Source organism: Microbacterium profundi (genome assembly GCF_000763375.1).
Taxonomy (GTDB): Bacteria; Actinomycetota; Actinomycetes; order Actinomycetales; family Microbacteriaceae; genus Microbacterium; species Microbacterium profundi.
This window is the reverse complement of record NZ_JPSY01000001.1, coordinates 1,735,319-1,758,180: the sequence shown is the minus strand read 5'-3', so window position 1 is coordinate 1,758,180 and position 22,862 is coordinate 1,735,319. Positions and strand designations below refer to the sequence as shown.

Below are 22,862 nucleotides of genomic sequence, written 5' to 3'. Positions count from 1 at the left end.
CAAGCGCGCGGAGAGCGTGACCAGGGCGCTCGCACTAGGCGAGGTGCGTCCGCGGGACATCCGTGCGCGTCCTCACCCGTGAGCTGCGGGTGGGGCTTTCGCTCGGCGTGCTTCTCGGCCTGCTGGGCTTCGGGATCACCGCGCTCGTGTACGACTGGCAGATCGGGCTCGTGATCGGGTGCACGCTCCTCGCGGTGTGCTCTGTGGCAGCGACGATCGGCGGGATCTGAGCCGGCCGGGGCCCGTCAATCGGTGACCGCGAGTTCGACACCGGGGCAGTCCTCCGTAGAATCGCCGGATGACGTGGAACCGCGTCGAAAGGGGAGGCTGGCGGCAGTGAGGGCACGAACGATGTTCGGCGCACTCCGCCTTGTCACGGCGGCCGTGTGCCTCGCTGCGCTCATTCACCGGCTGTTCTGGGGCCTCAGTTCCCAGACCATCGCCGGACGCAACTTCTTCGCGTACCTCACCGTCGAATCGAACTTCGCGCTCGTCGTGCTGCTCGTGATCGGCGGGGTCATCGCTTTCCGCCGCGACGATGATCCGCGTTGGTTCAGCGTCGCCCTCTCACTCGTGCTCACGTGGACGATCACCGCAGGGCTCGCGTTCGCTCTCATCGTCTGGCAGGCCGGGCTCCGCGGCATCCGTGTCGACGTGCCATGGTCGGATCAGGTGCTGCATTTCTGGCTGCCGGCCTTCGCGGCGATCGCATGGACGCTCACACCGGGGCACCGCTCCGTGCCGTGGTGGATCATCCCCGGATCCCTTGTCTTCCCGCTCGTGTGGGGCGGCGTGACGATGTGGCGCGGGCCGATGATCGGCTGGTACCCGTACTACTTCCTCGACCTGCGCCAGGTGAGCGGGATCGGGGAGTTCCTGCTCACGAGCGCGCTCGCCCTGGCGATCTTCGCGCTCGTCGCCACCGTGCTCGCGGTGATCAGCCGGGTCAGCCCGTCGCGGCGGAAGGCAGGAAGAGTTCGAGCGACGTGAGCGCCGACAGCAGCGCGCCCTCCTCCTCGAGTTCGGCGAACTTCTCTGCGTCGTCTCCGCCGACGATCCCCACCAGCAGATTCTCTCCGGTGACCGGAAGCAGGTTGATCCAGGTGCGCACCGGCACCGTGTCCTCCCTCACCAGGCCACCGCCGCCCAGGCCATCGCCCACGACATGCCAGATCGTCGCCTCGGTGTCCCAGAACGGCTCGTCGTAGCGCAGCCAGATCGTCTCGACGTGCCCCATGCCGAGCGCGTTCAACGCACCGCGGTGCGTGAAAGGCAGCGGAGGGGCGAATTCGATACCCTCGCGCTGCAGCACACCGAGCGGAACCGTGACCACGACACGATCGAACGACGTCGACTCTCCTGTTCCGAGCCGCAGGCTGACACCTGAGTCGTCGTAGGCGATGCGGGTCACCGGCGAGGACAGGGTCAGCTGTGCATCCCCCAGCCGCTCCTGCACGAACTCCGTGAGATCTCCGATGAATCCTTGCGAGACGGCGAGCGGCAACGCAGGGGGGAACCAGGCCGAGAGCTTCTCCGCGTCGGCCCCCGAGGTGGTCGCTAGGTACGCGAGCAGCGCGGCGAGAGTCGGCTCTTCCGGGTCCGCGCCAGTCGCGGTGAGAGCCTCGGCCAGCGAGACATCGGCCGGGAGTGCCTGCGCCGCGGCGATCGCGGTCTCCAACGCAGCGTTCGCCGGCGGCTCGATCGCGCCCTCGGGCGAGCGCCACAGCGCCGTCGCCAATTCCACGGTCTCGGCGAGGGCGGTGTCATCGTCCGCCCCGACCAGCCACCCGCCGAGTTGCACGGGCAGTGGCCAGTCGTCTTCGACCTGGGAGTGGATGCGTCCGCCGACACGATCGCGCGCCTCGAAGACGGTCACCTCGACGTCGAGGTCGGCGAGGTCAGCGGCGACGGTCGCCCCGGCGAGGCCCGCACCGATCACCGCGATGCGCTCGCCTGCTTCCACGGTGGCACGCAGGCGCATCGCCGCGCTCTCACCGGAGTGGATGGCGCCTCGCATCGTGCCGGGGTTGTCGGCATCGGTCGCCTCGCCGGCGAAGTACACCCGCCCCTGGACCGGCTCGGCGAGGGTCTCACGCGTCGCCGACTGCACGCCGATGCGCGTATAGCTCACGGCACCACGCGAGAACGGGTCTGTCGCCCATGCACTGCGCATGCTCGCGGCGGGTGCGGGCACCTTCGTCGTCGGCAACGGAGTCGGCGTGCGCGTCGGGGTTCGCGTCGGCGTCGGCTCGGGCGTGCAGGAAACAAGCAGCACGCCGAGAGCGCCTGCTCCGGCGCCGATCAGCAGCTGGCGACGCGTCATCCTCATCGTGTGGCCAGACTACCCGCTCCCGGCCGGCTGCCACCTCGGCGCAGGAGCGGGAGGCCCCGCTGATCGCACGGATTCAGCGCACGATGCGGAGAGTGCGCACCTCGAAGGGACGCAGCTTCAGGTCGCCGCCGATGCGGGCGTCGTCCAAGGCGTCCTCGATCAGCGACACCTCACGGATCTCACGGTGATCGAAGTCGGCCGTGAGCGATCCCGAGACGCGTCGCCCCAGCGACTCGTACACGCGCACGATGACGTCGCCCGAGCCGTCATCCGCGAGCTTGACGCTCGACACGATGATGCCGTCTCCGCTCACTGACACGAGCGGAGCGACATCGGCACGGCCCCGCAGCACGGTGGACGGAGCGTTGAGCTCGATGCCGGCTCTGGTGGCCTCGGCGGGCCCGGCACCGATGACCATGCCGGTGGTGATCACGTGACGGCCGTGATCGGTGTCGGGGTCGGGGAACCGCGGGGCGCGCAGCAATGACAGCCGCACCGTGGTGGTCACCGAGTCGTCCTCCACCTCACGCATGGTGTCGTAGCCGTAGATCGAGTCGTTCACCAGAGCGACGCCGAAGTCGTCTTCGCGCACCAGTACGAAACGGTGCATCGAGGTCTCGAACTTCGCCGCCTCCCAGCTGGTGTTCGTGTGCGTCACGCGCGCCTGGTAGCCGAACTGCGTCTCGGCCTCGGTATGCGATGCCTGCACATCGAGCGGGAATGCGAGCTTGAGCAGCTTCTCGGTCTCGCGCCAGTCGATGTCGTTGACGATCTTGACGGTCCGCGAATCCGGTTCGAGCGTGAGGGTCTGCGTGATCGTCGACTCGGAGAAGGCACGCTCGATGACGACCTCGGCGACGCCATCGACAAGACGGGAGCGGATGCCGATCACATCGCGCAGATCGGTGGTGCGGTTGCGGTAATACCGATCGATGTCCCACGCGTCCCACATGTTCGGGAAGTCCTGGTGCAACTGCAGCAGGTTGGCGGCCTTGCCGCCTGCGACCGCCTCGCGACCGGTGGCGAGATCGACGGCCGAGACGATGAGCCCCTCTGCCGAGATCCTCACGCGCACCAGCGCGTTCGCCAGCACGATGTCATCGCCGGATGCGTCGAGGGAGACGGAATCAGCGGATGCCGCGGAGACCGTCGCTCCGAGCGGCGCAGGCCCTGCGACCGAGACCGGGGAGAACACCAGCGCACGGTCGCCTTCGCCTGCGAGGGAGCGGCGCGCAGCATCCGAGATCGCCTTCGCCCTCGCGATGACGGCTTCGAGCGCGATGACGGCTTCACGATGCACCCACGCGATCGACGTTCCCGGCAGGATGTCGTGGAACTCGTGCAGCAGCACGATCTGCCACAGCTCGTCGAGTTCGGCCTGCGGATACGGGGTGCCGTTGCGCACAGCATCCGTCGTCGCCCACAGCTCGGCCTCGACGAGCGCATGCTCCGCCCGGCGGTGGCGCGACTTCGTGCCGTGCTGGCTGGTGAGCGTGCCGCGATGCAGTTCGAGATAGAGCTCGCCGACCCAGACGGCGGGATGCGTCAGCTCAGCCTTCGCAGCGTCGAAGAAGGCATCAGGATGCTGCCACTCGACGCGTGCGCTTCCTTCGAGGTCGTTCATTCGCTTGGCGCGACCGACCATCTCGCGCGTCGTGCCGCCACCGCCGTCGCCCCAGCCGACCGGTGCGATCGAACGGGTGGCGACCCGGTTCTCCTTGAACTGCCGGGCGGCCTTGGCGACCTCCATGCCCGAGAGCTGCGAGTTGTACGTGTCCATCGGCGGGAAGTGGGTGAACACCTGCGAGCCGTCGATGCCCTCCCACAGGAAGCTGTGGTGCGGGAAGGCGTTCTGCTGGTTCCACGAGATCTTCTGCGTGAAGAACCACTCGAATCCGGCGCGGCGCATCAGCTGCGGCAGTGCCGGCGAGTAGCCGAAGCTGTCGGGGAGCCACACGCCCCTGGAGCGGATGCCGAACTCGCGCTCGAAGAAGCGCTGGCCGTGCGAGAACTGGCGCACGAGCGATTCACCGGTCGGCATGACCGTGTCGGATTCGACCCACATGCCGCCCAGCGGCAGGAAGCGCCCCTCGGCGATCGCGGCCTTCACGCGCGTGAAGACCTCTGGACGGTGCTCCTTCAGCCAGGCGTACTGCTGCGCACTCGACATGCCGTACTGGAAGTCCGGCTGCTCCTCGAGCAGCGACGTCATCGACGACGTGGTGCGAGCGACCTTGCGGATCGTCTCGCGCAGCGGCCACAGCCAGGCCGAGTCGATGTGGGCGTGGCCGATCACGGAGATGCGGTGCGCGCTGGCCTCTGCCGGTGCGGCGAGCACGTCTTCGAGCTGAGCACGGGCAGCGGGTGCCGTCTCGACGATGTGCTGAAGGTCGAGGTCGTCGAGCGCGTTGTCGAGCGCCTGCAGGATGCGCATGCGGCGCGGCGCGGTCGCAGGAAGTTCTGCCTGCAGCTCGAGCAGCACGTCGAGGTCGAGGGCGAGTTCGAACACGTCGGGCTCGAAGACCGCGAGATCCATCCGGCGAGCGCGGTACAGGGGCTCCTTCGATGAGGTGAGGATGTCGCCCTCCTGCGTGGGGAGGAAGGGGTGGTAATCCAGCAGCACCGGGTTGGACGCGGCCTCGAGGTACAGCTCGACCGGCTCATCGCCCGCTGCGACCTCGGCGATCGGCAGCCACTGATTGCGCGGGTTGAGGCTCTTGACCGGCGTTCCGTCGGCTCGATAGACGAGCGCTTCGCACTGGAAGCCGGTCATGTTGATGTCGAAGCCCAGATCGATGACGGCCTCGACACGGCGGCCCGCCCACTCTGCGGGCACCTGACCGGTGAGTCGGAACCAGGTGGTTCCCCATGCCGGTCCCCACGCCTCGCCCACTCGCGCCGGCGCGTACTCGAGTGCGAGACCATCGGATGGAGCGATGGGCTCGCCGGGGAGCTCGTGCGCCTGGACCGTCAGCGGGACGGGCGCCGAATGGATCGCGGGGCGGATGCGCTCTTCGAGGACGCGCTTGACGCGGCCGATGGTGAGCGAGGTGTCGTCATGCATGAGTCAGATCGTAACCCGCCGGCCGAGACCGAGTTTCCTGCACGAGACCGACCTCCACACGATCGGTCTCGTGCAGGAAACTCGGTCTCATGCGGGAGCGCGCGATCAGACCGCGACGTCGCCGATCAGGTTCACTTTGATGCCCATGCCGTCGAACATCGCCGCCTTCGCGATGAGGGCCTTGTCGGCGGTCTCGGCATCCGGCGCGTAGACGAGTTGGGCGTGGTTGGCCTTGTGGCGGGCCATGAACTGGTCGCGCGAGACGCCATGCAGCACGACGTGCGCGAGCGGCCATTCCTCGTTCGTGGCGGCCTTGCGGCGCTCGGTCTCGTCGACCGGCAGCTCGACGACGGATGCGCGGAAGATATCGGCCTGAAGGATGCCGTCGGCGATGAACACGCGGCTCAGCACCACTTCACCAGGCTTGGACACGCCGTTGAGAGTCGCACCGCCTGCGGGGAAGAAGACGTGCCCCTGACGCCACCCCTCCGCCTTGTCCCAGCCGCCGAGGTGCGAGGCGGGCACGGAGCCGGAGATCTCGTATGCCCAGACGAACTGGCCGTCGTACTCCTCGCCCCAGCGCACGTCGTGCAGGGTGTTGTCGGGCACGAGGCCCATGGCCCGCCACACGCGATCGGTGACCAGAGCGTCGACCGCGACGCCCTCGTCGGCCTCGTTGAAGTGCGGGAACGCGCGGGCTTCGTGGAGCACCCGCGAGCCGTCGCGCGAGGTCACCGGAGGACGCTCGGTGGAGTTCAGGATGCCTTCGGCCAGGTCGGATGCCGGGACGAGATCCTTCAGGCCCTGCTGGTACTGGATGCCGACAGCATCCAGACCGAAGTCGTCAGCGATGCGCAGAGCGGCGATGTACATCTTCATCTGCCACTGCACCTGCTCGCGGGTGAGCTCGGTGGCGCCGTCCTCGCCGAAGCGGAACGTCATGCCGTGGTCGATGAGCCAGTCGTACGCGGCGTCCGCCTCGTGCTCCTGCACCTGCAGCATCTCTGCGTACAGCGCTGACTGCGAGAGGCGCTCCTTGTAGATGCCGGTCTGGTTGAGCAGCTCATCGTCGAAGATGGCGTTGTACATGCCCATGCAGCCCTCGTCGAAGACGCCGATGATGGCCTTCTCATCGCGCAGCTGTGCGGCGAGCGCCTCGCCGAGCTGCTTCTCGGGGCTGTCCGGCAGCGCCGGAAGTTCACGCACGTGCGAGTAGTCATGGGTGATCGTGCCGGTCTCGATCCACTCCTTGATGGTCGCCTTGAACCACTCATCGGAGAAGTCGACAGACCAGGTCGACGAGTACGGCTTGCCCATCTTGGTGAGCCCCGCGTTCAGGCCGAGCAGGCCGACCAGTCCGGGCCAGTCCGGTGCGAAGTTCGCCGTCGTGAGGATGGGGCCCTCGTGCGTGCGCAGCCCCGCGAGCACGTGGTGCGAGTACTGCCAGTTGGCGATCGCGACGATCAGCGGCGCGTCGGTCGGAATGTTCTTGAAGACCTCCATGCCCATGCGCTGGCTCGAGATGTAGCCGTGGCCGGTCTCGGGGTCGACGTCGAACGCACGGATGACGTTCCAGCCGAGTTCATTGAAGACGCCGGTGACGCTGGCCTCAAGGGCGGCCTGCGTCTCCCACCCGCCGACATTGGCGGCCTCGCGCAGGTCACCGGAGGTGATCAGGTATGCGGTCTTCGGGGCGGATGCCGGGCGGGATGCCGCGGCGGGAAGGGTGTAGCTGGTCATGGTTCCTCCGGGGTTGGGGTCAGGCGCCGCGCTGATCGGCGGCGAGTTCGTGGGCGAGCTCTTTCGTGCCTTCGTACAGGCGCACGTAGCGGTCGAAGAGAGTGTCGTAGAAGGCGCGGAGTTCGGGGTTCGGGGTGATGGTCTGCGCGATCGGATTCCAGTCGGTGATCGCGGGTGCCGCTCCATCGGGTGCCACGGCGGATGCTGCGAGGAACGCCGCCCCGTAGCTGGCGCCGATCGTGGTCTGCGGCACCTCCTGCACGAGGCCGGTCACATCAGAGATGACCTGCAGCCAGAGCTGCCCCTGCGTTCCGCCACCCACCGCGACGATGCGGGTGATATCGGCGCCCGCGGCGCGCATGGTCTCGACGTTGTGGCGCACCCCCAGCGCGGTCGCCTCGAGTGCGGCGCGGTACAGGTCGCCCCTGCCGTGCTCAAGCGTGAGACCGGCGATGATGCCGCGAGCGTCCGGGTCTTGGATGGGCGTTCGCTCTCCCGCGAAGTACGGCAGGATCAGCAACCCCCTGGCGCCGGGGCCCGAGACCTCGGCCTCGGCGAGGAGCTCCGGATAGCCGGACCCGGTGAGGTCCTTGAGCCATGCGGTGAGTGCGCCGGAGGTGGAGAGCCCCCCGGCGAGGTTGCGCGTGCCGGGGAATGCACCGGCCGTGGTCCACATCGACGGGGTGCGCAGCGTCTGCTCGCCCGTGGCGACAAGGAACATCGTCGTGCCGTACATGAGCATGAGATCGCCGATCTCGTGAGCGCCGACGCTGACAGCCTCGGTCCATGCGTCGATCGTGCCGGTGATGACCGGAGTCCCTGCAGGGATGCCGGTCGACTCGGACGCCGCATCGGTCACTTCACCGGCGATCTCTCCCGCCCAGGTGAGTCGCGGCTGTTCGATCGTGTCGGCGTACCGCTGCCACCACGGGTCGTGCCAGGTCTCATTCTCGATGTCGTAGAGCGGAGACGTCTGGCTCGCCGACTGGTGGTCGAGCACATAGGCACCGGTGAGCATGCGAGCGAGCCAGGATGCCGGCATGAAGAAGCGACGGGCCTCGGCCCAGGCATCCGGCTCCTCGTCGGAGATCCACGCGATCTTCGCCCCACCCGCCTGGGAGGTCAGGGTCGATCCGCCGACGCGCGTGATCTCGTCGGTGCCGAGCTCGTCGGTCATGCGCGCGATCTGGGCGCCGGAGCGCGTATCGACGCCATAGAGGATCGCGGGCCGAACCGGTTCGTCATGCGCGTCGGCGAGCAGCACGCACGGGCCCATCCCGCTCACGCCGACGGCGGTGATCTCCACACCCGGTCCCTGAGCCGCATCCGGTCCCTGAGCCGCACCCGGTCCCTGAGCCGCATCCGGTCCCTGAGCCACATCCGGTCCCTGAGCCGCACCCGGTCCCTGAGCCTGTCGAAGGGCCGAGATCAGCTCATTCGCGATGCTCACGAACTCGTCCCACCAGATGCGCGCATCCATCTCGACCCACCCCGTGTGCGGGCGATCGACGTCGTGGGCACGTGTTGCGGATGCGGCGATCGTGCCGTCCGCCGCGACGAGGACACCCTTGGTGCTCGACGTGCCGATATCGACTCCGAGCGTGTACTGCATGGCGGTCCTCCTCGATCGCGGATCCTCTTGCAACTGTACGCGAAATCGATTTCACGACGCAAGCGCGAACAGTGCCCCGAGAGCGGGGCGCGCTCGTGATGCTCAGCGAAGAACGCTCGCCGCCTGCAGTTCGTTGCGCAGCACGACCGTGCGGGCCGGCTGCTCATCGCCGCCGATCCGCTCCAGCAGCATCTTGGCCGCCGTGACTCCCATGTGACGCGCCGGCAGCCGAACGACCGTGACAGCCGTCGGAGACAGGGTCGTGAAAGGCAACGAGCCGATGACCGCGACACCGACCTTCGGAGGCGTGAGCCCATGCTCCGTGAGCACCTGGATCGCTCCCACACCGATGAGGTTGTTGCCCGCGACGACCGCGTCCGGAGGCTCAGGCATGGCGAGCAGCTCTTCCATCGCCGCGCGGCCACCGTCGACGCGGAAGGTCGCGAAGCGCAGTAGTGCGTCGAGGTCGGCCTCAGGCTGCGCCTGCGTGAGCGCGGCCCGCCACCCGGCTGCGCGTTCGGCCGCCGTGTCGATGTGCTCCGGACCGCCGATGTAGGCGATCCGCTGATATCCGGCGTCGATCAGGGCCTTCGTCGCCGACGTGCCGGCAGCACGGTTCGCCATCACCACGCCGTCGACGTCGTACGTCGTGCTGCGGTCGACCGCCACCAGCGGTCGTCCTGTCGCCAGGATCAGATCGAGATCTGACAGCTCGGATGCGGTCGCGATGATCACGCCGGACATGTTCTCCGAGATCGCGATCTGCAGATATGTCGACTCCTTGTCGACCTGTGCGTCCGAGTTGCACAGCACGACCGAGTATCCGGCTTCAGAGGCGACATCCTCGACCCCGCGTGCCATCTCGGTGAAGTACGGATTCTCGATGTCGGGGATGATCAGACCGATCACCTCGGAGCTCTGCCTTCGCAGCGTGCGCGCTGTGCGACTCGGGACGAACTTCAGCTCTTTCGCGGCATCCCGCACCGCCTTCGACTTCTCGACGGAGACGCTCGTACCGTTGAAAACGCGCGAGACAGTCGCCGGAGACACGCCGGCCAGCTCTGCGACGTCGTAGATCGTGGCCATGCCCACCCTCACTGCATGCTCCGGTCGAACCGGGCGTGAAGCAACAGTATCGCGGGTGCGACGTTCTGTGGCGTAAATCTGAAATCGATTACAGTGGTCACGATCTCGCTGCGTCTGCGTCGCCGCTGCGCACCTACTGGGATGGCGCGGAGGAGCCGACAGTTGAGGAACATCGACATCCCCGGCAAGGGCTACACCGAGTTCTCCACCCCTACCTCGGCATGATCGACCGTCGCTTTGACGGTCTCTATCGATCCACGCGTAGCCATGAGCGATCCGATTGCGCATGCCCCAGATGACCGACCATTCGTCTCCGAAGAGATCGGTCGTCAACTCAGGTGCACGACTCACAGAGGCACCGCCTCGGCGAGCGCACGCTGACGCACGTATTCGGGCAGGCCTCGCACCGGCACCACATCGACATGGGTATCGAGAACTGCGGACAGCTCTCGTTCAAGCCTTGCCAACGTACCCAGGCCGAGCACACGCGGCGCTTCGACGAGTATGTCGACGTCGGATTCCGGCGTCTCCGCTCGTTTCGCTACGCTCCCGAAGATTCGAGCATCGACCACTCCGTACTTCGCGAGCACATCAGTCAGAGCTTGTCGCTGTTGTGCGACGCGCAACGCCAAGGGTCCAGGTGGTTTCTGACGCAGCAGTCGCGACACTTCGGGCTGGCTGCGTCCCACGACCTGGGCGATCTCACGTTGAGACAGACCTGCAGACGCAGCGCGGTGCGTGGCGTCGAGCAGCAGATCGCGAGAATATCGCTGAAGCGCGTCTGCGCGTGACGCTTCCCTGCTTATCTCGTTGATCAGTTGCGTCCGAGCGCCCATATAGCAAATGCTATCATCTTGAGTGCGCCAGGCTCGTTCTAGTATCGAAGGATGACCGACTCTCCGCTCGTCCTGGTCGCCAATGCGGGTGACGGAACCATCAGTTCCTTCCGCCTACGAGACGAGCTCCTCGAACGCGTCGCTGTCACCGACGGGCTCGAGGGATGCTCGACCTTCGCTGTCGACGCCGGGCGCGATCTCGTCTATGCCGGAGTCAAGGGCTCCCCCGCCGGCATCCTGACTCTCTCGTTGGATCGCGAGAGCGGGCAGCTCACGCCCAGGTCGCGCCTGGATCTGCCCGACGGAGGAATGAACTACCTCGCCCTCACGTCCGACGGCACCGGCCTGCTCGGTGCGTCATACGGCGGCGGCTACGGCGTCAGTTGCCCCATCTCCGACGGCAAGGTCGGCGAGCCGGTTTCGAAGATCGAGTTCCCGAATCTGCACTCCGTGCTGCCGAGTGCCGACGGCCGCTTCGCCTACTTCGTGTCGTTGGGCGCCGACCTCGTGGCGCAGTATGCGTTGGACGATGAATTTCAACTCACGCCGCTCGAGCCTGCGACAGTGACGGCCCCGGCGGGCAGCGGCCCGCGCCACCTCGTGCTGAACGAGGCACAGGATGCCGTCTACGTGCTCACCGAGTTCTCCGGCGAAGTGCTCCACTACGGTCGCGACACCACCAGCGGGGAGCTCACCCTTCGAGGTGAAGCCACTGCGTACGACACGACGAAGGATCTGCGGCACAGTGAGTTCGGCGCTGACCCGCTTGCGAACCATTACATCTGGGGCGCGGACCTGCACTTCGGCGCGGGCGGCAACCGCCTCTGGAGCTCGGAGCGCACCGAGAGCACGCTGGGCGCGGTGGCCGTGGCCGACGACGGATCACTGTCTGCTCCGGAGCGCTTCACTGCCACCGAGCCGCAGCCTCGCGGATTCGCCGTAAGCGCCGATGGCGCCTACCTCGTCGCTGCAGGTGAGCTTTCGACGACCGTCTCGCTCTACGCCGTGCGTGACGACGACCTCGAACTCCTTCAGCAGAGCGAGACCGGTCAAGGCGCGAACTGGGTTCGCTTCGTCTGAACTCCGGATTCCGCGTGAAGCGGACGACTCAGCGGTGTTTCTCGACGACCCGTCGCACATCGGCGCGCTCAGCATCCGTCGGCTCAGCGATGGCCATGCGGCAGTGCGCATCGGTGACACCGAGCACCCGATAGCCCTCTTTCATACGCGCCATGTCTCCGCCGATGAGCGACACGACCTCGTCGACATCCACCTGTGCCGCGACGATCGCCGCGGAGTCGCCGGAGCGTCCTGCGTCCGCCAGCGCACGGAACGGCTTCGGCGTGACCGAAGAGACTCCGGAGACGACGCCCTGTGCGCCGACGCCCGCGGCCGCGATCAGATCACGGTCGGCGCCGGTGTACAGCTCGAAGTCCTCCGGGACCACCGCGCGGTAGGCGGCGATCTCGTCCAACGACAGCTCGCTCACCTTCGCTCCGACGATGTTCGGCAGCGTCGACAGCCGCACGAGCAGCTCCGGCGTGACCGGGTTTCCGCTGCGCGCCGGGTAGACATAGACGTACAGGCGACCATCGCCGACGGCATCCGACACGGCCTGGAAGTAGTCGAAGACCGCGTCGTCGGTCGAGCGGAGGTAGTACGGGGTGAGCGCCGCGAACTCGGTCGCGCCGAGCTCGCGCGCGATCCTGGTCAGTCGTACGGCTTCGAACGCGCTGGGCTGACCGACGTGCACCACGACCCGCATCCGATCCGCGAGTTCGGCGAGAGCGGCCTCGACGAGAGCCGTGAACTCGGTCAGGTCGACAGCGGGGAACTCCCCCGTCGTGCCGAGCACGAACGCACCCTCGTTGCCCGACTCCCCCACGTAGCGGAAGATCGCGCGCGACCCATCGAGGTCGAGGCTCCCGTCGCGGTGGAACGCGGTCGGGATCGCGGTGAGGATGTCGTAACGGGTCACTTCTTGTTCTCCTTGGAGTTCTTGCGGAAACGACGCGTCTTGGGCGCCTGAGGGTTGCGCACGGTCGAGGTGAGCAGGTCGGGGTCGGCGGCGAGCTCGTCGTGCGCTTTGGAGAGCTGCGTGATGCTCGCGGTGTCGAGCACCGAGTCCGCGAACGACGCACGTTCAGCGCGCGGCTTGCGGGCGGCGCGGATCGCCGGCATGACGATCGAGAGCACCGCGAGCACGAGCAGGACGATCGCGATGGGGCTGACGACCTCGAAGAACGGCCGCGTCGGCAGGATCGCCAGAGTGCGCGCCAGGTTCTCCTCCGCCAGGGGACCGAGGAGAAGGCCCAGTACGACGGGACCCGCGGGCACCTGCATCCGCTTGAGCAGAACACCGATCACGCCGAACACGAGCATCGTGATCACCGTCGAGAGACTGTTCGATGTGGCGTAGGTGCCGATGATGCAGAAGATCAGGATGCCGCTCCACAGGTACGGCTGCGGCACGTCGAGCAGTTTCACCATGCCCTTCATGCGCACCAGGCTCAGACCCAGCGACAGCAGCGTGGCGACGAGCATGATGCCGACGATCGAGACGACGAGGTCTGGCCGGTCTGTGAACAGAGTCGGCCCAGGAGTGATGCCCCAGATGATCATCGAGCCGATCATGACCGCCATCACCGAGTCGCCAGGAATGCCCAGCGCCATGGTCGTGGTGAGCGATCCGCCGAGCGTCGCGCTGGACGCAGTGTCGGATGCTGCAACTCCTTCGATCGAGCCCTTCCCGAACATCTCCGGTTTCTTGGAGGCCTTGCGGGCGCGCTCCCAGCCGATGAGCCCGGCGATATCGCCGCCGGCGGCGGGGATGAGCCCCACGCCGAGTCCCACCGCGCCGCCGACTGCCGTCGCCCGGCCGCTCTGCGCGAACTCGACCTTGTTCGGCCACCAGCGACCGAGGCTCGAGATGGGACGCACATGGCTCTTACGATGCGTGAGCAGTTGATCGAACAGCTCGGCGATGCCGAACAACCCGATGATCACGGCGATGAAGTTCACACCCTCGACGAGATCGAGGGACCCGAAGGTGAAGCGCTTGTCAGCCGTTGCCGCATATGTGCCGACAGTGCCGAGCATGAGCCCGAACACGCCGGCGAGGATGCCCTTGAGCATCGACTTCGACGAGATGCCGATCATGATCGCGATGCCGAACACGACGAGCGCGAACAGCTCGGGCGATTTGAAGTAGTCGCGGGCGAAACTCGCGATCGGCACGGCAGCGACCGCGAAGAGCACGAGCGAGGCGAGGATGCCGACCGCTGACACGAGGGCCGACATCGTGAGGGCGAGGCCGGCCCTGCCCTGTTTGGCCATCGGATAGCCGTCGAGCGTGGTGGCGATGGATGCCGGAGTGCCTGGCGTGTTGATGAGGATCGATGGCACCCGGTCACCGAAGTTCGCGGCGACGTAGATCGTGAGCAGCACCGCAAGGCCCTGCACCGGCTCAAGCGTCATGGTGAAGCCGGCCGCGAGGGCGACAGCCATGGTGGCTGTGATGCCGGGGAACGCACCCACCATGAAGCCGAGCAGCAGGCCGACGAGCATGTACAGCAGGATCGAGATGTCGAGGAGCGAGTTCAGCCCCTCCAGCAGCGGGGTCATAGCGGGATCCTCAGCAGCATCCCGAACACGACGTAGATGAACGCCGTGAGCGATGCGGTGTAGATGATGAGACTCAGCCAGCGCCGGTGCCCGTACACGAGCATGAGGCCGGCCATGAGCAGGGCGGCTGCGATCGGGAACACCTCGATGCGGTAGCCGAACAGGATGACGCTGCCGAGCGACCACAGAGCGATGAACGCGATGGAGATCACGAGGGTCGCCGCGACCCGCATGACGCCTCCTGGCTGAATGCGCTCGATGTCCTCACGCCCTGACGGCGGGCGAGTGATCGCGATGACGAGGAGCACGATCGCCACGACGATTCCGGTGACGGCGAGCACCATCGGCCAGAAGCGCGCATCGATCTGCCCTGGTGCCGCCTCTCGCCGAAGCGAGATCTGCGTCGTCAACATCAGATAGCCGGCGGTCACGGCGAGCGCCACCACGGCGAATGCGATCTCGAGCGCACGGGATGGCGTCGCGCTCTGGTACTCGTCGCTGTCTGCGACTTCTGATGAAGACATGTGCTTCCTCCGGCTGTGCGGAGGTCGGAACTGACTCCGACCTCCGTCACGTGATCAGCCCAGCAGATCCTGGAACAGCGTGAACTGCTCACCGACGAACTCGGTGAACTCAGCCGAGTCGCGGTAGACGACGAGGTTTCCGGCGTCCTCCTGGAACTTCGTGTACGCATCCGACTCGACGGCCTCCTTGATGGCGGCCTCAAGTGTGTCGTGAACGTCGTCAGGGAGACCGGCGGGAGCGTAGATTCCGCCCCAGCCGCCGAAGACGATCTCGCTACCGATGGCCTCTTCCACAGTGGGCACGTCCGGTGCGTCCGGGTGACGCTCGTCGTTCATGACGGCGAGGATGCGCACAGCGGAGCCCTGCGAAAGAGCCTCACCGAGGCCTGAGACTGCGGCGACGGTCTCACCGGACGCCGCTGCGGCAACGGCGGGCGCACCACCGTCGTAGGGAACCGGCGTCACTTCGCCGCCGGTCTCGGTGCCGAGGGCGATGCTCGCCGCTTCCCAGATCGATCCTGCACCCGAGTTGGCGACGGTGACCGGTGCGGTCTTGGACTGGGCTACGAGATCCTCGAGCGTCTGGATGTCGCTGCTCGCCGACACGGTGATGACGCCGGGGGCGAGCATGATCTGGCCGAGCATGTCGAAGTTCTCGGGCAAGACATTCGCGTCCTGCGTCGTATTCAGCATCGCGATCTCTACGGGGCCGAAGCCGATCACATAGCCGTCTGGGTCCTGTTCGGCGACGTACTCCATGGCGAGCGCGCCGGCTGCGCCTGGCATGTTCTCGGGGATGACGCTGACGTCGAGGATCTTCTCGAGTTCGGTGGCGAGGGCTCGCGACGACAGGTCGGAGCCACCTCCTGGATTGGCTTGGATGATCAGCCGGATGTCCTTCTCGGGGAAGGAGGACGCGGCGTCGCCGCCCTCTTCGACCTTCGTGCATCCGGACATGACCAGTGCTGCTGTGGTGAAGACCGCGGCGGTTGCGAGCACGCGGTTCATTCGCTTGATGGGCATCTTTGCTCCTCTTTGAGTGCAGGTGGGGACCTTACCGACGAGCCGAGCGTAGCATTGTTGACTGTTAACAATCAACACGGAGCGCCGAACCTCGCACGTCCGAGCGCTGATTCAGGAGCGCCGCTGAGAGAGTTCGCTCAGCATCCGATCGCGCGCGCCGTCGAGGTGCTCGGTCAACACCGCCGCCGCCTGCTCAGGCGAGCCGGTGCGCATGACGTCCATGAGCTTGACGTGGTCACCAGAGGACTCGTGCAGGTCGTCGTCGTGGTTGATCGTCACTTCGAGCAGTGCCGCGAAGGTCGGCAGATACTGACTCCAGGCGCCCGCCAGCCGAGGATGGTCGGCCAGGGCATAGATCTGCGAGTGGAACTCGAGGTCTGCCGCGACGAAGGCGGCGTGATCTCCGGAATCCGCGGCTTCGCCCATGCGGCCGACGGCCGCCGCCATCGCCGTCCATCGAGCCGGGTCCTCGACCCTCATCGCGCGCGACAGCGCCAACTGCTCAAGGGCGCCGCGCAGACTGTAGAGCTGATCGACATCGTCCCGGGTGAGGCCGACGATGTACACCCCGCGTGGGCGCTGCACCTCGACCAGCTTCTCGAAGCTGAGTTGCATCAGCGCATCGCGGATCGGACCGCGACTGACGGCGAACTCCTCGGCCAGCGCTTCTTCGGTGATGCGCTCGCCCGGAGCTAGCTCTCCACGAACGATGCGCTGTCGCAGCACACCTGCGACCTGGGCACCAAGGGACTCACCACGCTTCACTGCCTGCGTCACGATGACCTCCTGTTGACTGTTGACAGGATACACACCGATCGCGCTCGCTAGCACAGTCACTCCTCTCGCGCGCCCCCTGGATCTGCGGCACTCCGGTCTGGCAACCTGGCTTCCATGCAGTCCGACGAGACACGATCAGCAGCCATCGATGTGCTTCATGATGACGCCCCCTCGCTCCTCACCCGCGGCTACGGCTTCGGCGCGAACATCTGGAAGCGGGTGCGCGGCGGCGCCAGATCAGCGCCGATGCGCCTGCTCGGCGACGACACACTCTTCGTGCGCGGAGCCGAAGGCGTCGACGCCTTCTACGACCAGCACCAGGTGAAGCGCCATGGTGCGATGCCGGCGATCGTTCAGGAGACGCTGTTCGGTCACGGTTCCGTCCACAGTCTCGACGGCGACGCGCACCATCACCGCAAGTCGACGTTCGTCGACGTCGCCTATGACGACGCGCAGGTCGCACGATTGCTGCCGCACCTCGAGCGCGAGTGGCAGCAAGAACTGGTTGCGTGGACGGGCGGCGGCACCCGGAGCGCATACGACGCGGCAGTGGGTGCGCTCGGACGCGCGATCATGCGATGGGCCGGGCTACCGGGGACGGCGGCGGCGAAGACGCGGTGGGCTGGCCGCCTCGCTCAGATCGTGGACGGGTTCGGAGTGCCGTACTCCCCCGAGTACCTGCTCGCGTGGATCAACCGGCGATGGTCCGACCGGCATGCGCAACGATTGATCGAGGCGGTGCGCTCTGGTGCGCTGACGGCAGCAGAAGGCACGGCGCTGTATGAATGGGCCGGCCACCGCGACCAGAGCGGTGAGCTGCTGCCTGCACGCACCGCAGGAATCGAATTGCAGAACAGCATCCGACCGATGGTCGCCGTCGCGCGTTTCGCGGCATTCGCGGCGAAGGAACTGCACGACCGACCCGAATGGCGTGAGCGCATCGCTGCCGAGGCCGCCGCACGTGGGGAACTGGTGAGCGGGCCTCTCGCGACGGCCTTCGCGCAGGAGATCCGCCGGACGGCTCCGTTCGTGCCGATGCTGCCCGGCCTCGCGATCGCCGACATCGAGCTCGACGGTGAACGTGTGGCCTCCGGGGGCCGGATCGTTCTCGATATTCTCGGCACCAATACCGATGAGCGATCGTGGGAACGCGCGGACGAGTTCGATCCCGAACGCTTCGTCGGCGTCGATGACTATGAGGCGCTCAAGGCATTCGTGCCGCAGGGCGGTGGCGAGGTGCCGTCCGGCCACCGTTGCCCAGGAGAGAAGCTCGCGATCGCCGGGCTCGCGGCTGCGGTCGCGGCGCTGAGCGACCCTCGCATCACGATCCTGGGGACGGGGCTCGGCGTGAACCTTCGACGCCTTCCGACCAAGCCGACCTCAGGCGCACGAGTCCTTGCCATGGACGCGGCGCCCGGGCGTTGCCCGGTTCACTGAGTTCAAGCGGCGAGGCGTCAGTCCTCGCCGCGTCCGCCCGGCCGCCACAGCACGATGTCGGTGGAGCGGCGGATGCGCCGACCGCTCGGAACGGGGACGACGCCGCTCGCGCCGGCGGCGAAGACACGCACGCCTGGGCGGTTCTCGCGTTCGGCACGCAAGGCCCCTTCGAGATCGACGACTCTGCGGCGCAGCATCCGCACCTCGTCCTCGAGATCGAGCAGGCGGGCGATCGCGGGCAGGCTCATGCCGTCGGCGGACAGGCGGGCGACCTCGCGCAGCTGAGCGATGTTGCGCGCGGAGTAGCGGCGGGATCCGCCGCGTGTGCGACCGGGGACGACGAGTCCGATCCGGTCGTACTGACGCAGAGTCTGCGGGTGCATGCCCGCGAGCTCTGCGGCGACGGCGATCGCGAAGATCGGGGCGTCCTCATCCTCGACCATCGCGATCACCTTCCTTCGTACCGTTCATTGCATTTCGACTCGCTGCGCTCGCTCAATGCGTTTCGTCTCGCCTTCGGCTCGCTCAACGACCCGCGGGGATCAGCCTGCGCCTTCGGCTCGCTCAACGACCCGCGGGGATCAGCCTGCGCCTTCGGCTCGCTCAACGACCCGCGGGGATCAGGCTTGCGCCTTCGCCATCAACTCCGCACGCGGGTTCTCCTTCGGCTCCAGGTCGTGGAACTTCTGCAGCGCTTCGCGCGCGGCGTCGTCCAGGTGCGTCGGCACCGCGACCTGCAGTTCGGCCAGGAGATCACCGGTGCCCTTCGACGATGCGACTCCCCGGCCCTTGACACGCAGGACGCGTCCCGACGGTGTGCCCGGTGCCACACGCAGCTTCACGATGTCGCCCGCCAGCGTCGGAACCTCGATCGTCGCACCGAGCGTCGCCTCGGTGAAGGTCACCGGCACCGTGAGGCGCAGATTCAGACCATCGCGCGTGAAGACCGGATGCGGACGCACCTTGATCTGCACGACGATGTCACCGCTCTCGCCGCCATCGGGTGAAGGACGCCCGCGACCGCGCAGACGGATCTTCTGCCCGTCTGCGACGCCGGCGGGGATCTTCACCTTGAACGGCTTGCCGTCTTCGCCCTGCAGAGTGATGGTCTCGCCCTGCACGGCGGTGACGAAATCGAGCGTGGTGCGCGCCGTGACATCGGCGCCCTTCTGCGGCCCACCGAAGCCGCGGTATCCGCCGCTCGTCTGACCGAAGCGGCCGGAGCCGAAGTTCCCGCCCTGACTCTGGTTGAACATCGCGAAGATGTCCTCGAAGTCGGCGTTGCTCTGGCCCCTCCCGCCCTGACCGAACCGGCTGAACACGTCTTCGAAGCCGCCAGCACCGCCGCCGCTCGCAGTGAACCGCGCACCCGAGCCCATGGCCCGGATCTCGTCATACTCCTTGCGCTGCTCGGGGTCGGAGAGCACCGAGTACGCCTCGCTGATCTCCTTGAACATCGCCTCGGCCTTCGCATCACCCTGATTGGAGTCGGGGTGGTACTTGCGCGCGAGTTTGCGGTACGTCTTCTTCAGATCCGCATCACTGACGTCCTTCGCGACGCCGAGCGTCTTGTAGAAGTCCTTGTCGAACCAGTCCTGGCTAGCCATGCGTGCTTAATCGGTCCCTGAGCCCGTCGAAGGGTCAGCGGGCACCGCGACGACGACCTTCGCCGGGCGCAGCTCGACATCGCCGAGGCGATATCCCACTTCGACGACCTCGAGGATCGTCGAGGATTCTGCTCCTGGAGTCGGCTGCTGGAAGATCGCCTCGTGGTGCTGCGGGTCGAATTCCTCGCCCTTCTCACCGTAGGCGACGACGCCGAGGCGCTCGACGACCGCGCGGATCTTCTCGCCGATCACGAAGAACGGCGTGCCCTCGACGAGATCGCCGTGCTGGGTCGCACGGTCGAGGTCATCGAGCACGGGGATCAGGCCCTTGGCCGCCTCGCCCTTCGCGCGGTCGATCTCGACCTGACGCTGCTCCTCGGTGCGCCGACGGTAGTTGGCGTACTCCGCCTGCAGGCGCTTGAGGTCGTTGAGCAAGGTGCTCTCGAGATCGGCGAGCACGGCGTCTTCCGCCGCGGCCTCGCCGGTCTGCTCGGCACCGAGGATGTCATCGACCGTGAGGTCGTCGATCGTCAGGTCGTCGTCGGATCCTTCGGCGGCAGCCGCCTCAGCGGCATCCGGATTCTCCTGCGACGCTGCGCCTTCCTGCGGCGACGGGCCGGATGCCGCAGCATCCGACCCCTCGTCCTCAGGAACTTCACCGTTCTCGTTGAAGTTCTTGTCCGTCATGGTTACTTCTCGGTTCCTGAGCCTGTCGAAGGATCCTCGTCGTCGACGACCTCGGCGTCGATGACGTCCTCGTCGTCCGAGGTGTCACCGGCCGGGGTCTCGCCGCCGGCGGCGCCCGCTTCGGATGCGGCATCCGCCTGCGACTGCGCGTAGATCGCTTCGCCGAGCTTGCCCTGCGACTCGTTCAGCTTGTCGAACGCCACCTTCACCGCGTCGTCGTCCTCGCCTGCGAGAGCCGTCTTCAGAGCATCGACGTCAGCCTGGACGGCGTCCTTGACGTCGGCGGGGAGCTTGTCCTCGTTCTCCTTGATGAGCTTCTCGATCGAGTACGACAGGGTCTCGGCCTGGTTGCGCTGCTCGAGAGCGTCTGCACGCTTCTTGTCCTCAGCGGCGTTCTCCTCGGCCTCGCGCACCATGCGCTCGATGTCCTCCTTCGACAGCGACGAGCCGCCGGTGATGGTCATCGACTGCTCCTTGCCGGTGCCCTTGTCCTTGGCGGACACGTGCACGATGCCGTTCGCGTCGATGTCGAACGTGACCTCGACCTGCGGGATGCCACGGGGCGCCGGTGCGATGCCGGTGAGCTCGAACGTGCCGAGCGGCTTGTTGTCGCGGGTGAACTCGCGCTCGCCCTGGAAGACCTGGATCGCGACGGACGGCTGGTTGTCGTCTGCCGTGGTGAAGGTCTCGCTGCGCTTGGTCGGGATGGCCGTGTTGCGCTCGATGAGCTTGGTCATCCGGCCGCCCTTGGTCTCGATGCCGAGGCTCAGCGGGGTGACGTCGATGAGCAGGACGTCCTTGCGCTCGCCCTTGAGGACACCGGCCTGCAGGGCTGCGCCCACGGCGACGACCTCGTCAGGGTTGACGCCCTTGTTCGCTTCCTTGCCGGTCTCGCGCTTGACGAGTTCGGCGACGGCGGGCATGCGGGTCGATCCACCGACGAGCACGACGTGGTCGATGTCGGCGACCTTGACGTTCGCCTCGCGGATGACGTCTTCGAAGGGCTTCTTGGTGCGGTCGAGCAGGTCCTTGGTGAGGTCCTCGAACTTCGCGCGCGTGATCGTCTCGGAGAGAGACACGGGGCCCGACTCGGTCAGCGACAGGTACGGCAGGTTGATCGAGGTGCTGGTCGAGGAGGAGAGTTCCTTCTTCGCCTGCTCCGCAGCCTCCTTCAGACGCTGCAGGGCGATCTTGTCACCCGAGACGTCGACGCCGGTGGTCTCCTTGAACTGCTTGATGAGGTGGTCGACGAGGCGCTGGTCCCAGTCGTCACCGCCGAGGCGGTTGTCACCCGAGGTCGAGCGCACCTGGATCGTGGAGAAGTCGTCGTCCTTGCCCACCTCGAGCAGCGAGACGTCGAACGTTCCGCCACCGAGGTCGAAGACGAGGATGAGTTCGTCTTCCTTGCCGCGGTCGAGGCCGTAGGCCAGAGCGGCGGCGGTGGGCTCGTTGATGATGCGCAGCACGTTGAGGCCCGCGATCTCGCCGGCTTCCTTCGTGGCCTGACGCTCGGCGTCGTTGAAGTACGCGGGGACGGTGATGACGGCATCCGTCACGGTGTCACCGAGGTAGGACTCGGCGTCGCGCTTGAGCTTCATGAGGATGCGCGCGGAGATCTCCTGCGGCGTCCACTTCTTGCCGTCGATGTCGTAGCTCCAGTCGGTGCCCATGTGGCGCTTGACGGAGGCGACCGTGCGGTCGACGTTCGTGACGGCCTGGCGCTTCGCGGTCTCACCGACGAGCACCTCGCCGTCCTTCGTGTATGCGACCACCGAGGGAGTGGTGCGGAAGCCCTCGGCGTTGGCGATGACCTTCGGCTCGCCACCTTCGAGGACGCTGACGACGGAGTTCGTCGTACCGAGGTCGATTCCAACAGCACGTGCCATGTGATTCTCCTTCTGTTTGAAGTCTGAGACGACCCGAAGCAAACCTGAGTCGCAATGGCTCAACTGTAAACCGCACCCTTGAAACTTGTCAAATGAAGTTGATACGACTGCACTCAACTTTGAGCGGAAGCGTGAGCTGTGCCGATCACTTGCCGCCGGGAGGGCCGATCGTCAGCAGGATCACGTAGAGCGCGACCACGGCGACGGCGATGAGCGCCACGAGAACCCACGCCCGGCGCAGGAACCAGCGCATCGTGCGGTCGTACCAGGTGCGGTCCTGCGGGTGCTCGCTCTCCTCGAGGCGCCAGTCGCCTTTGAGCCGCCCAGCGCGGTGCAGCCAGATCTCCATCGGGATGGTCGCATAGGGAACGATCGCACTCGCCACGGCGAGGATGCCGAGCCCGATCGACCAGCGCTGGTTGAAGGCCACGAGGATCGCCGTCGCACCATAGGAGAGGAAGACGAATCCGTGGATGCCTCCCGCGATCGTGACCACGATCGGCGGCGCCCCGACGGCTCGCGCGATCAATGCGCCGATCAGAAGGGTCCAGGTGATCGCCTCGGCGATGGCGAGGACTCGATAGAGGCGGGCAGGCGTGCGAAACATCGTGCTCCTTGCTGTTCGGG

20 protein-coding genes are annotated in these 22,862 nt (G+C 66.7%); 4 read left to right on the top strand and 16 right to left on the bottom strand.

Going from position 1 to position 22,862, the window contains the following annotated elements; translation table 11 throughout:
* The first annotated feature begins 62 nt into the window (after window positions 1-62).
* Entirely contained in the window at window positions 63-230 is a 168-nt protein-coding gene (locus JF52_RS17770; RefSeq protein ID WP_234001573.1) for a magnesium transporter, read from the top strand.
* A gap of 106 nt (window positions 231-336) precedes the next feature.
* Window positions 337-990, top strand: coding sequence for a Pr6Pr family membrane protein (locus JF52_RS0108385; RefSeq protein ID WP_234001572.1), 654 nt, complete (start codon window positions 337-339; stop codon window positions 988-990).
* Here JF52_RS0108385 and JF52_RS0108380 read toward each other — a convergent pair.
* The 6 genes from JF52_RS0108380 to JF52_RS16910 all read right to left on the bottom strand — a co-directional run bounded on the left by JF52_RS0108380 (window position 947) and on the right by JF52_RS16910 (window position 10,670).
* Window positions 947-2,323, bottom strand: coding sequence for a flavin monoamine oxidase family protein (locus tag JF52_RS0108380; protein WP_235272345.1), 1,377 nt, complete (start codon window positions 2,321-2,323; stop codon window positions 947-949). The genes JF52_RS0108385 and JF52_RS0108380 overlap by 44 nt on opposite strands.
* Before the next feature lie 82 nt (window positions 2,324-2,405).
* Entirely contained in the window at window positions 2,406-5,396 is a 2,991-nt protein-coding gene (locus JF52_RS0108375) for an alpha-mannosidase (protein WP_033105769.1), read from the bottom strand.
* A 105-nt stretch (window positions 5,397-5,501) separates the two neighbouring features.
* Window positions 5,502-7,136 carry a fucose isomerase gene (locus JF52_RS0108370; RefSeq protein WP_033105768.1) on the bottom strand — a complete coding sequence of 545 codons (1,635 nt, stop codon included), beginning with the start codon at window positions 7,134-7,136 and terminating at the stop codon, window positions 5,502-5,504.
* Window positions 7,137-7,155: 19 nt separating this feature from the next.
* Window positions 7,156-8,748 carry an FGGY-family carbohydrate kinase gene (locus JF52_RS0108365; protein WP_033105767.1) on the bottom strand — a complete coding sequence of 531 codons (1,593 nt, stop codon included), beginning with the start codon at window positions 8,746-8,748 and terminating at the stop codon, window positions 7,156-7,158.
* A 102-nt stretch (window positions 8,749-8,850) separates the two neighbouring features.
* Window positions 8,851-9,834, bottom strand: coding sequence for a LacI family DNA-binding transcriptional regulator (locus JF52_RS0108360; protein ID WP_033106494.1), 984 nt, complete (start codon window positions 9,832-9,834; stop codon window positions 8,851-8,853).
* 347 nt (window positions 9,835-10,181) lie between these two features.
* On the bottom strand, window positions 10,182-10,670 hold the full coding sequence (locus JF52_RS16910; RefSeq protein WP_033105766.1) for a nucleotidyltransferase domain-containing protein: 489 nt from the start codon (window positions 10,668-10,670) through the stop codon (window positions 10,182-10,184).
* Between the two features lie 51 nt (window positions 10,671-10,721).
* Here JF52_RS16910 and JF52_RS0108350 point away from each other — a divergent pair, with 51 nt between their 5' ends.
* Window positions 10,722-11,750: a lactonase family protein gene (locus JF52_RS0108350; protein ID WP_033105765.1), complete on the top strand. Its 1,029-nt coding sequence runs from the start codon at window positions 10,722-10,724 to the stop codon at window positions 11,748-11,750.
* Window positions 11,751-11,778: 28 nt separating this feature from the next.
* Here JF52_RS0108350 and JF52_RS0108345 read toward each other — a convergent pair whose 3' ends face one another.
* The 5 genes from JF52_RS0108345 to JF52_RS0108325 form a co-directional block, all read right to left on the bottom strand.
* Window positions 11,779-12,648, bottom strand: a complete 870-nt coding sequence (locus JF52_RS0108345; protein WP_033105764.1) for a dihydrodipicolinate synthase family protein — start codon at window positions 12,646-12,648, stop codon at window positions 11,779-11,781.
* Complete coding sequence (locus JF52_RS0108340) at window positions 12,645-14,294, bottom strand: tripartite tricarboxylate transporter permease (protein ID WP_033105763.1); 1,650 nt, start codon at window positions 14,292-14,294, stop codon at window positions 12,645-12,647. The genes JF52_RS0108345 and JF52_RS0108340 overlap by 4 nt, the downstream gene beginning before the upstream one ends.
* Window positions 14,291-14,818: a tripartite tricarboxylate transporter TctB family protein gene (locus JF52_RS0108335; RefSeq protein WP_033105762.1), complete on the bottom strand. Its 528-nt coding sequence runs from the start codon at window positions 14,816-14,818 to the stop codon at window positions 14,291-14,293. Before JF52_RS0108335 ends, JF52_RS0108340 begins: the two co-directional genes overlap by 4 nt.
* Window positions 14,819-14,872: 54 nt before the next feature.
* Entirely contained in the window at window positions 14,873-15,841 is a 969-nt protein-coding gene (locus JF52_RS0108330; RefSeq protein WP_033105761.1) for a tripartite tricarboxylate transporter substrate binding protein, read from the bottom strand.
* 111 nt (window positions 15,842-15,952) lie between these two features.
* Entirely contained in the window at window positions 15,953-16,618 is a 666-nt protein-coding gene (locus JF52_RS0108325; protein ID WP_033106493.1) for a GntR family transcriptional regulator, read from the bottom strand.
* Window positions 16,619-16,732: 114 nt separating this feature from the next.
* Here JF52_RS0108325 and JF52_RS0108320 point away from each other — a divergent pair, with 114 nt between their 5' ends.
* Window positions 16,733-18,055: a cytochrome P450 gene (locus JF52_RS0108320; protein ID WP_033105760.1), complete on the top strand. Its 1,323-nt coding sequence runs from the start codon at window positions 16,733-16,735 to the stop codon at window positions 18,053-18,055.
* A 17-nt stretch (window positions 18,056-18,072) separates the two neighbouring features.
* Here the strand turns inward: JF52_RS0108320 and JF52_RS0108315 are convergent, their stop codons facing one another.
* From JF52_RS0108315 to JF52_RS0108295, 5 genes are all read right to left on the bottom strand, one after another.
* Window positions 18,073-18,498, bottom strand: coding sequence for a heat shock protein transcriptional repressor HspR (locus JF52_RS0108315; RefSeq protein ID WP_033106492.1), 426 nt, complete (start codon window positions 18,496-18,498; stop codon window positions 18,073-18,075).
* A 177-nt stretch (window positions 18,499-18,675) separates the two neighbouring features.
* The gene (locus JF52_RS0108310; protein WP_033105759.1) at window positions 18,676-19,662 is read right to left on the bottom strand and encodes a DnaJ C-terminal domain-containing protein; all 987 of its coding nucleotides are present in this window, start codon (window positions 19,660-19,662) and stop codon (window positions 18,676-18,678) included.
* Window positions 19,663-19,668: 6 nt separating this feature from the next.
* Window positions 19,669-20,349: a nucleotide exchange factor GrpE gene (locus tag JF52_RS0108305; protein ID WP_033105758.1), complete on the bottom strand. Its 681-nt coding sequence runs from the start codon at window positions 20,347-20,349 to the stop codon at window positions 19,669-19,671.
* Between the two features lie 2 nt (window positions 20,350-20,351).
* The gene (gene dnaK / locus JF52_RS0108300) at window positions 20,352-22,235 is read right to left on the bottom strand and encodes a molecular chaperone DnaK (RefSeq protein ID WP_033105757.1); all 1,884 of its coding nucleotides are present in this window, start codon (window positions 22,233-22,235) and stop codon (window positions 20,352-20,354) included.
* A gap of 145 nt (window positions 22,236-22,380) precedes the next feature.
* The gene (locus tag JF52_RS0108295; RefSeq protein WP_033105756.1) at window positions 22,381-22,842 is read right to left on the bottom strand and encodes a DUF3817 domain-containing protein; all 462 of its coding nucleotides are present in this window, start codon (window positions 22,840-22,842) and stop codon (window positions 22,381-22,383) included.
* Window positions 22,843-22,862 lie beyond the last annotated feature (20 nt).

What these genes read in the sequence shown, in the direction of transcription:
- JF52_RS0108360 (WP_033106494.1), bottom strand. Translation starts at nt 9,834, where the DNA reads ATGGCCACGATCTACGACGTCGCAGAGCTGGCCGGCGTGTCTCCGGCG.
- JF52_RS16910 (WP_033105766.1), bottom strand. Translation starts at nt 10,670, where the DNA reads ATGGGCGCTCGGACGCAACTGATCAACGAGATAAGCAGGGAAGCGTCA.
- JF52_RS0108310 (WP_033105759.1), bottom strand. Translation starts at nt 19,662, where the DNA reads ATGGCTAGCCAGGACTGGTTCGACAAGGACTTCTACAAGACGCTCGGC.
- JF52_RS0108350 (WP_033105765.1), top strand. Translation starts at nt 10,722, where the DNA reads ATGACCGACTCTCCGCTCGTCCTGGTCGCCAATGCGGGTGACGGAACC.
- JF52_RS0108305 (WP_033105758.1), bottom strand. Translation starts at nt 20,349, where the DNA reads ATGACGGACAAGAACTTCAACGAGAACGGTGAAGTTCCTGAGGACGAG.
- JF52_RS0108370 (WP_033105768.1), bottom strand. Translation starts at nt 7,136, where the DNA reads ATGACCAGCTACACCCTTCCCGCCGCGGCATCCCGCCCGGCATCCGCC.
- JF52_RS0108340 (WP_033105763.1), bottom strand. Translation starts at nt 14,294, where the DNA reads ATGACCCCGCTGCTGGAGGGGCTGAACTCGCTCCTCGACATCTCGATC.
- JF52_RS0108295 (WP_033105756.1), bottom strand. Translation starts at nt 22,842, where the DNA reads ATGTTTCGCACGCCTGCCCGCCTCTATCGAGTCCTCGCCATCGCCGAG.
- JF52_RS0108315 (WP_033106492.1), bottom strand. Translation starts at nt 18,498, where the DNA reads ATGGTCGAGGATGAGGACGCCCCGATCTTCGCGATCGCCGTCGCCGCA.
- JF52_RS0108330 (WP_033105761.1), bottom strand. Translation starts at nt 15,841, where the DNA reads ATGCCCATCAAGCGAATGAACCGCGTGCTCGCAACCGCCGCGGTCTTC.
- dnaK (WP_033105757.1), bottom strand. Translation starts at nt 22,235, where the DNA reads ATGGCACGTGCTGTTGGAATCGACCTCGGTACGACGAACTCCGTCGTC.
- JF52_RS0108380 (WP_235272345.1), bottom strand. Translation starts at nt 2,323, where the DNA reads ATGACGCGTCGCCAGCTGCTGATCGGCGCCGGAGCAGGCGCTCTCGGC.
- JF52_RS0108375 (WP_033105769.1), bottom strand. Translation starts at nt 5,396, where the DNA reads ATGCATGACGACACCTCGCTCACCATCGGCCGCGTCAAGCGCGTCCTC.
- JF52_RS0108335 (WP_033105762.1), bottom strand. Translation starts at nt 14,818, where the DNA reads ATGTCTTCATCAGAAGTCGCAGACAGCGACGAGTACCAGAGCGCGACG.
- JF52_RS0108365 (WP_033105767.1), bottom strand. Translation starts at nt 8,748, where the DNA reads ATGCAGTACACGCTCGGAGTCGATATCGGCACGTCGAGCACCAAGGGT.
- JF52_RS0108320 (WP_033105760.1), top strand. Translation starts at nt 16,733, where the DNA reads ATGCAGTCCGACGAGACACGATCAGCAGCCATCGATGTGCTTCATGAT.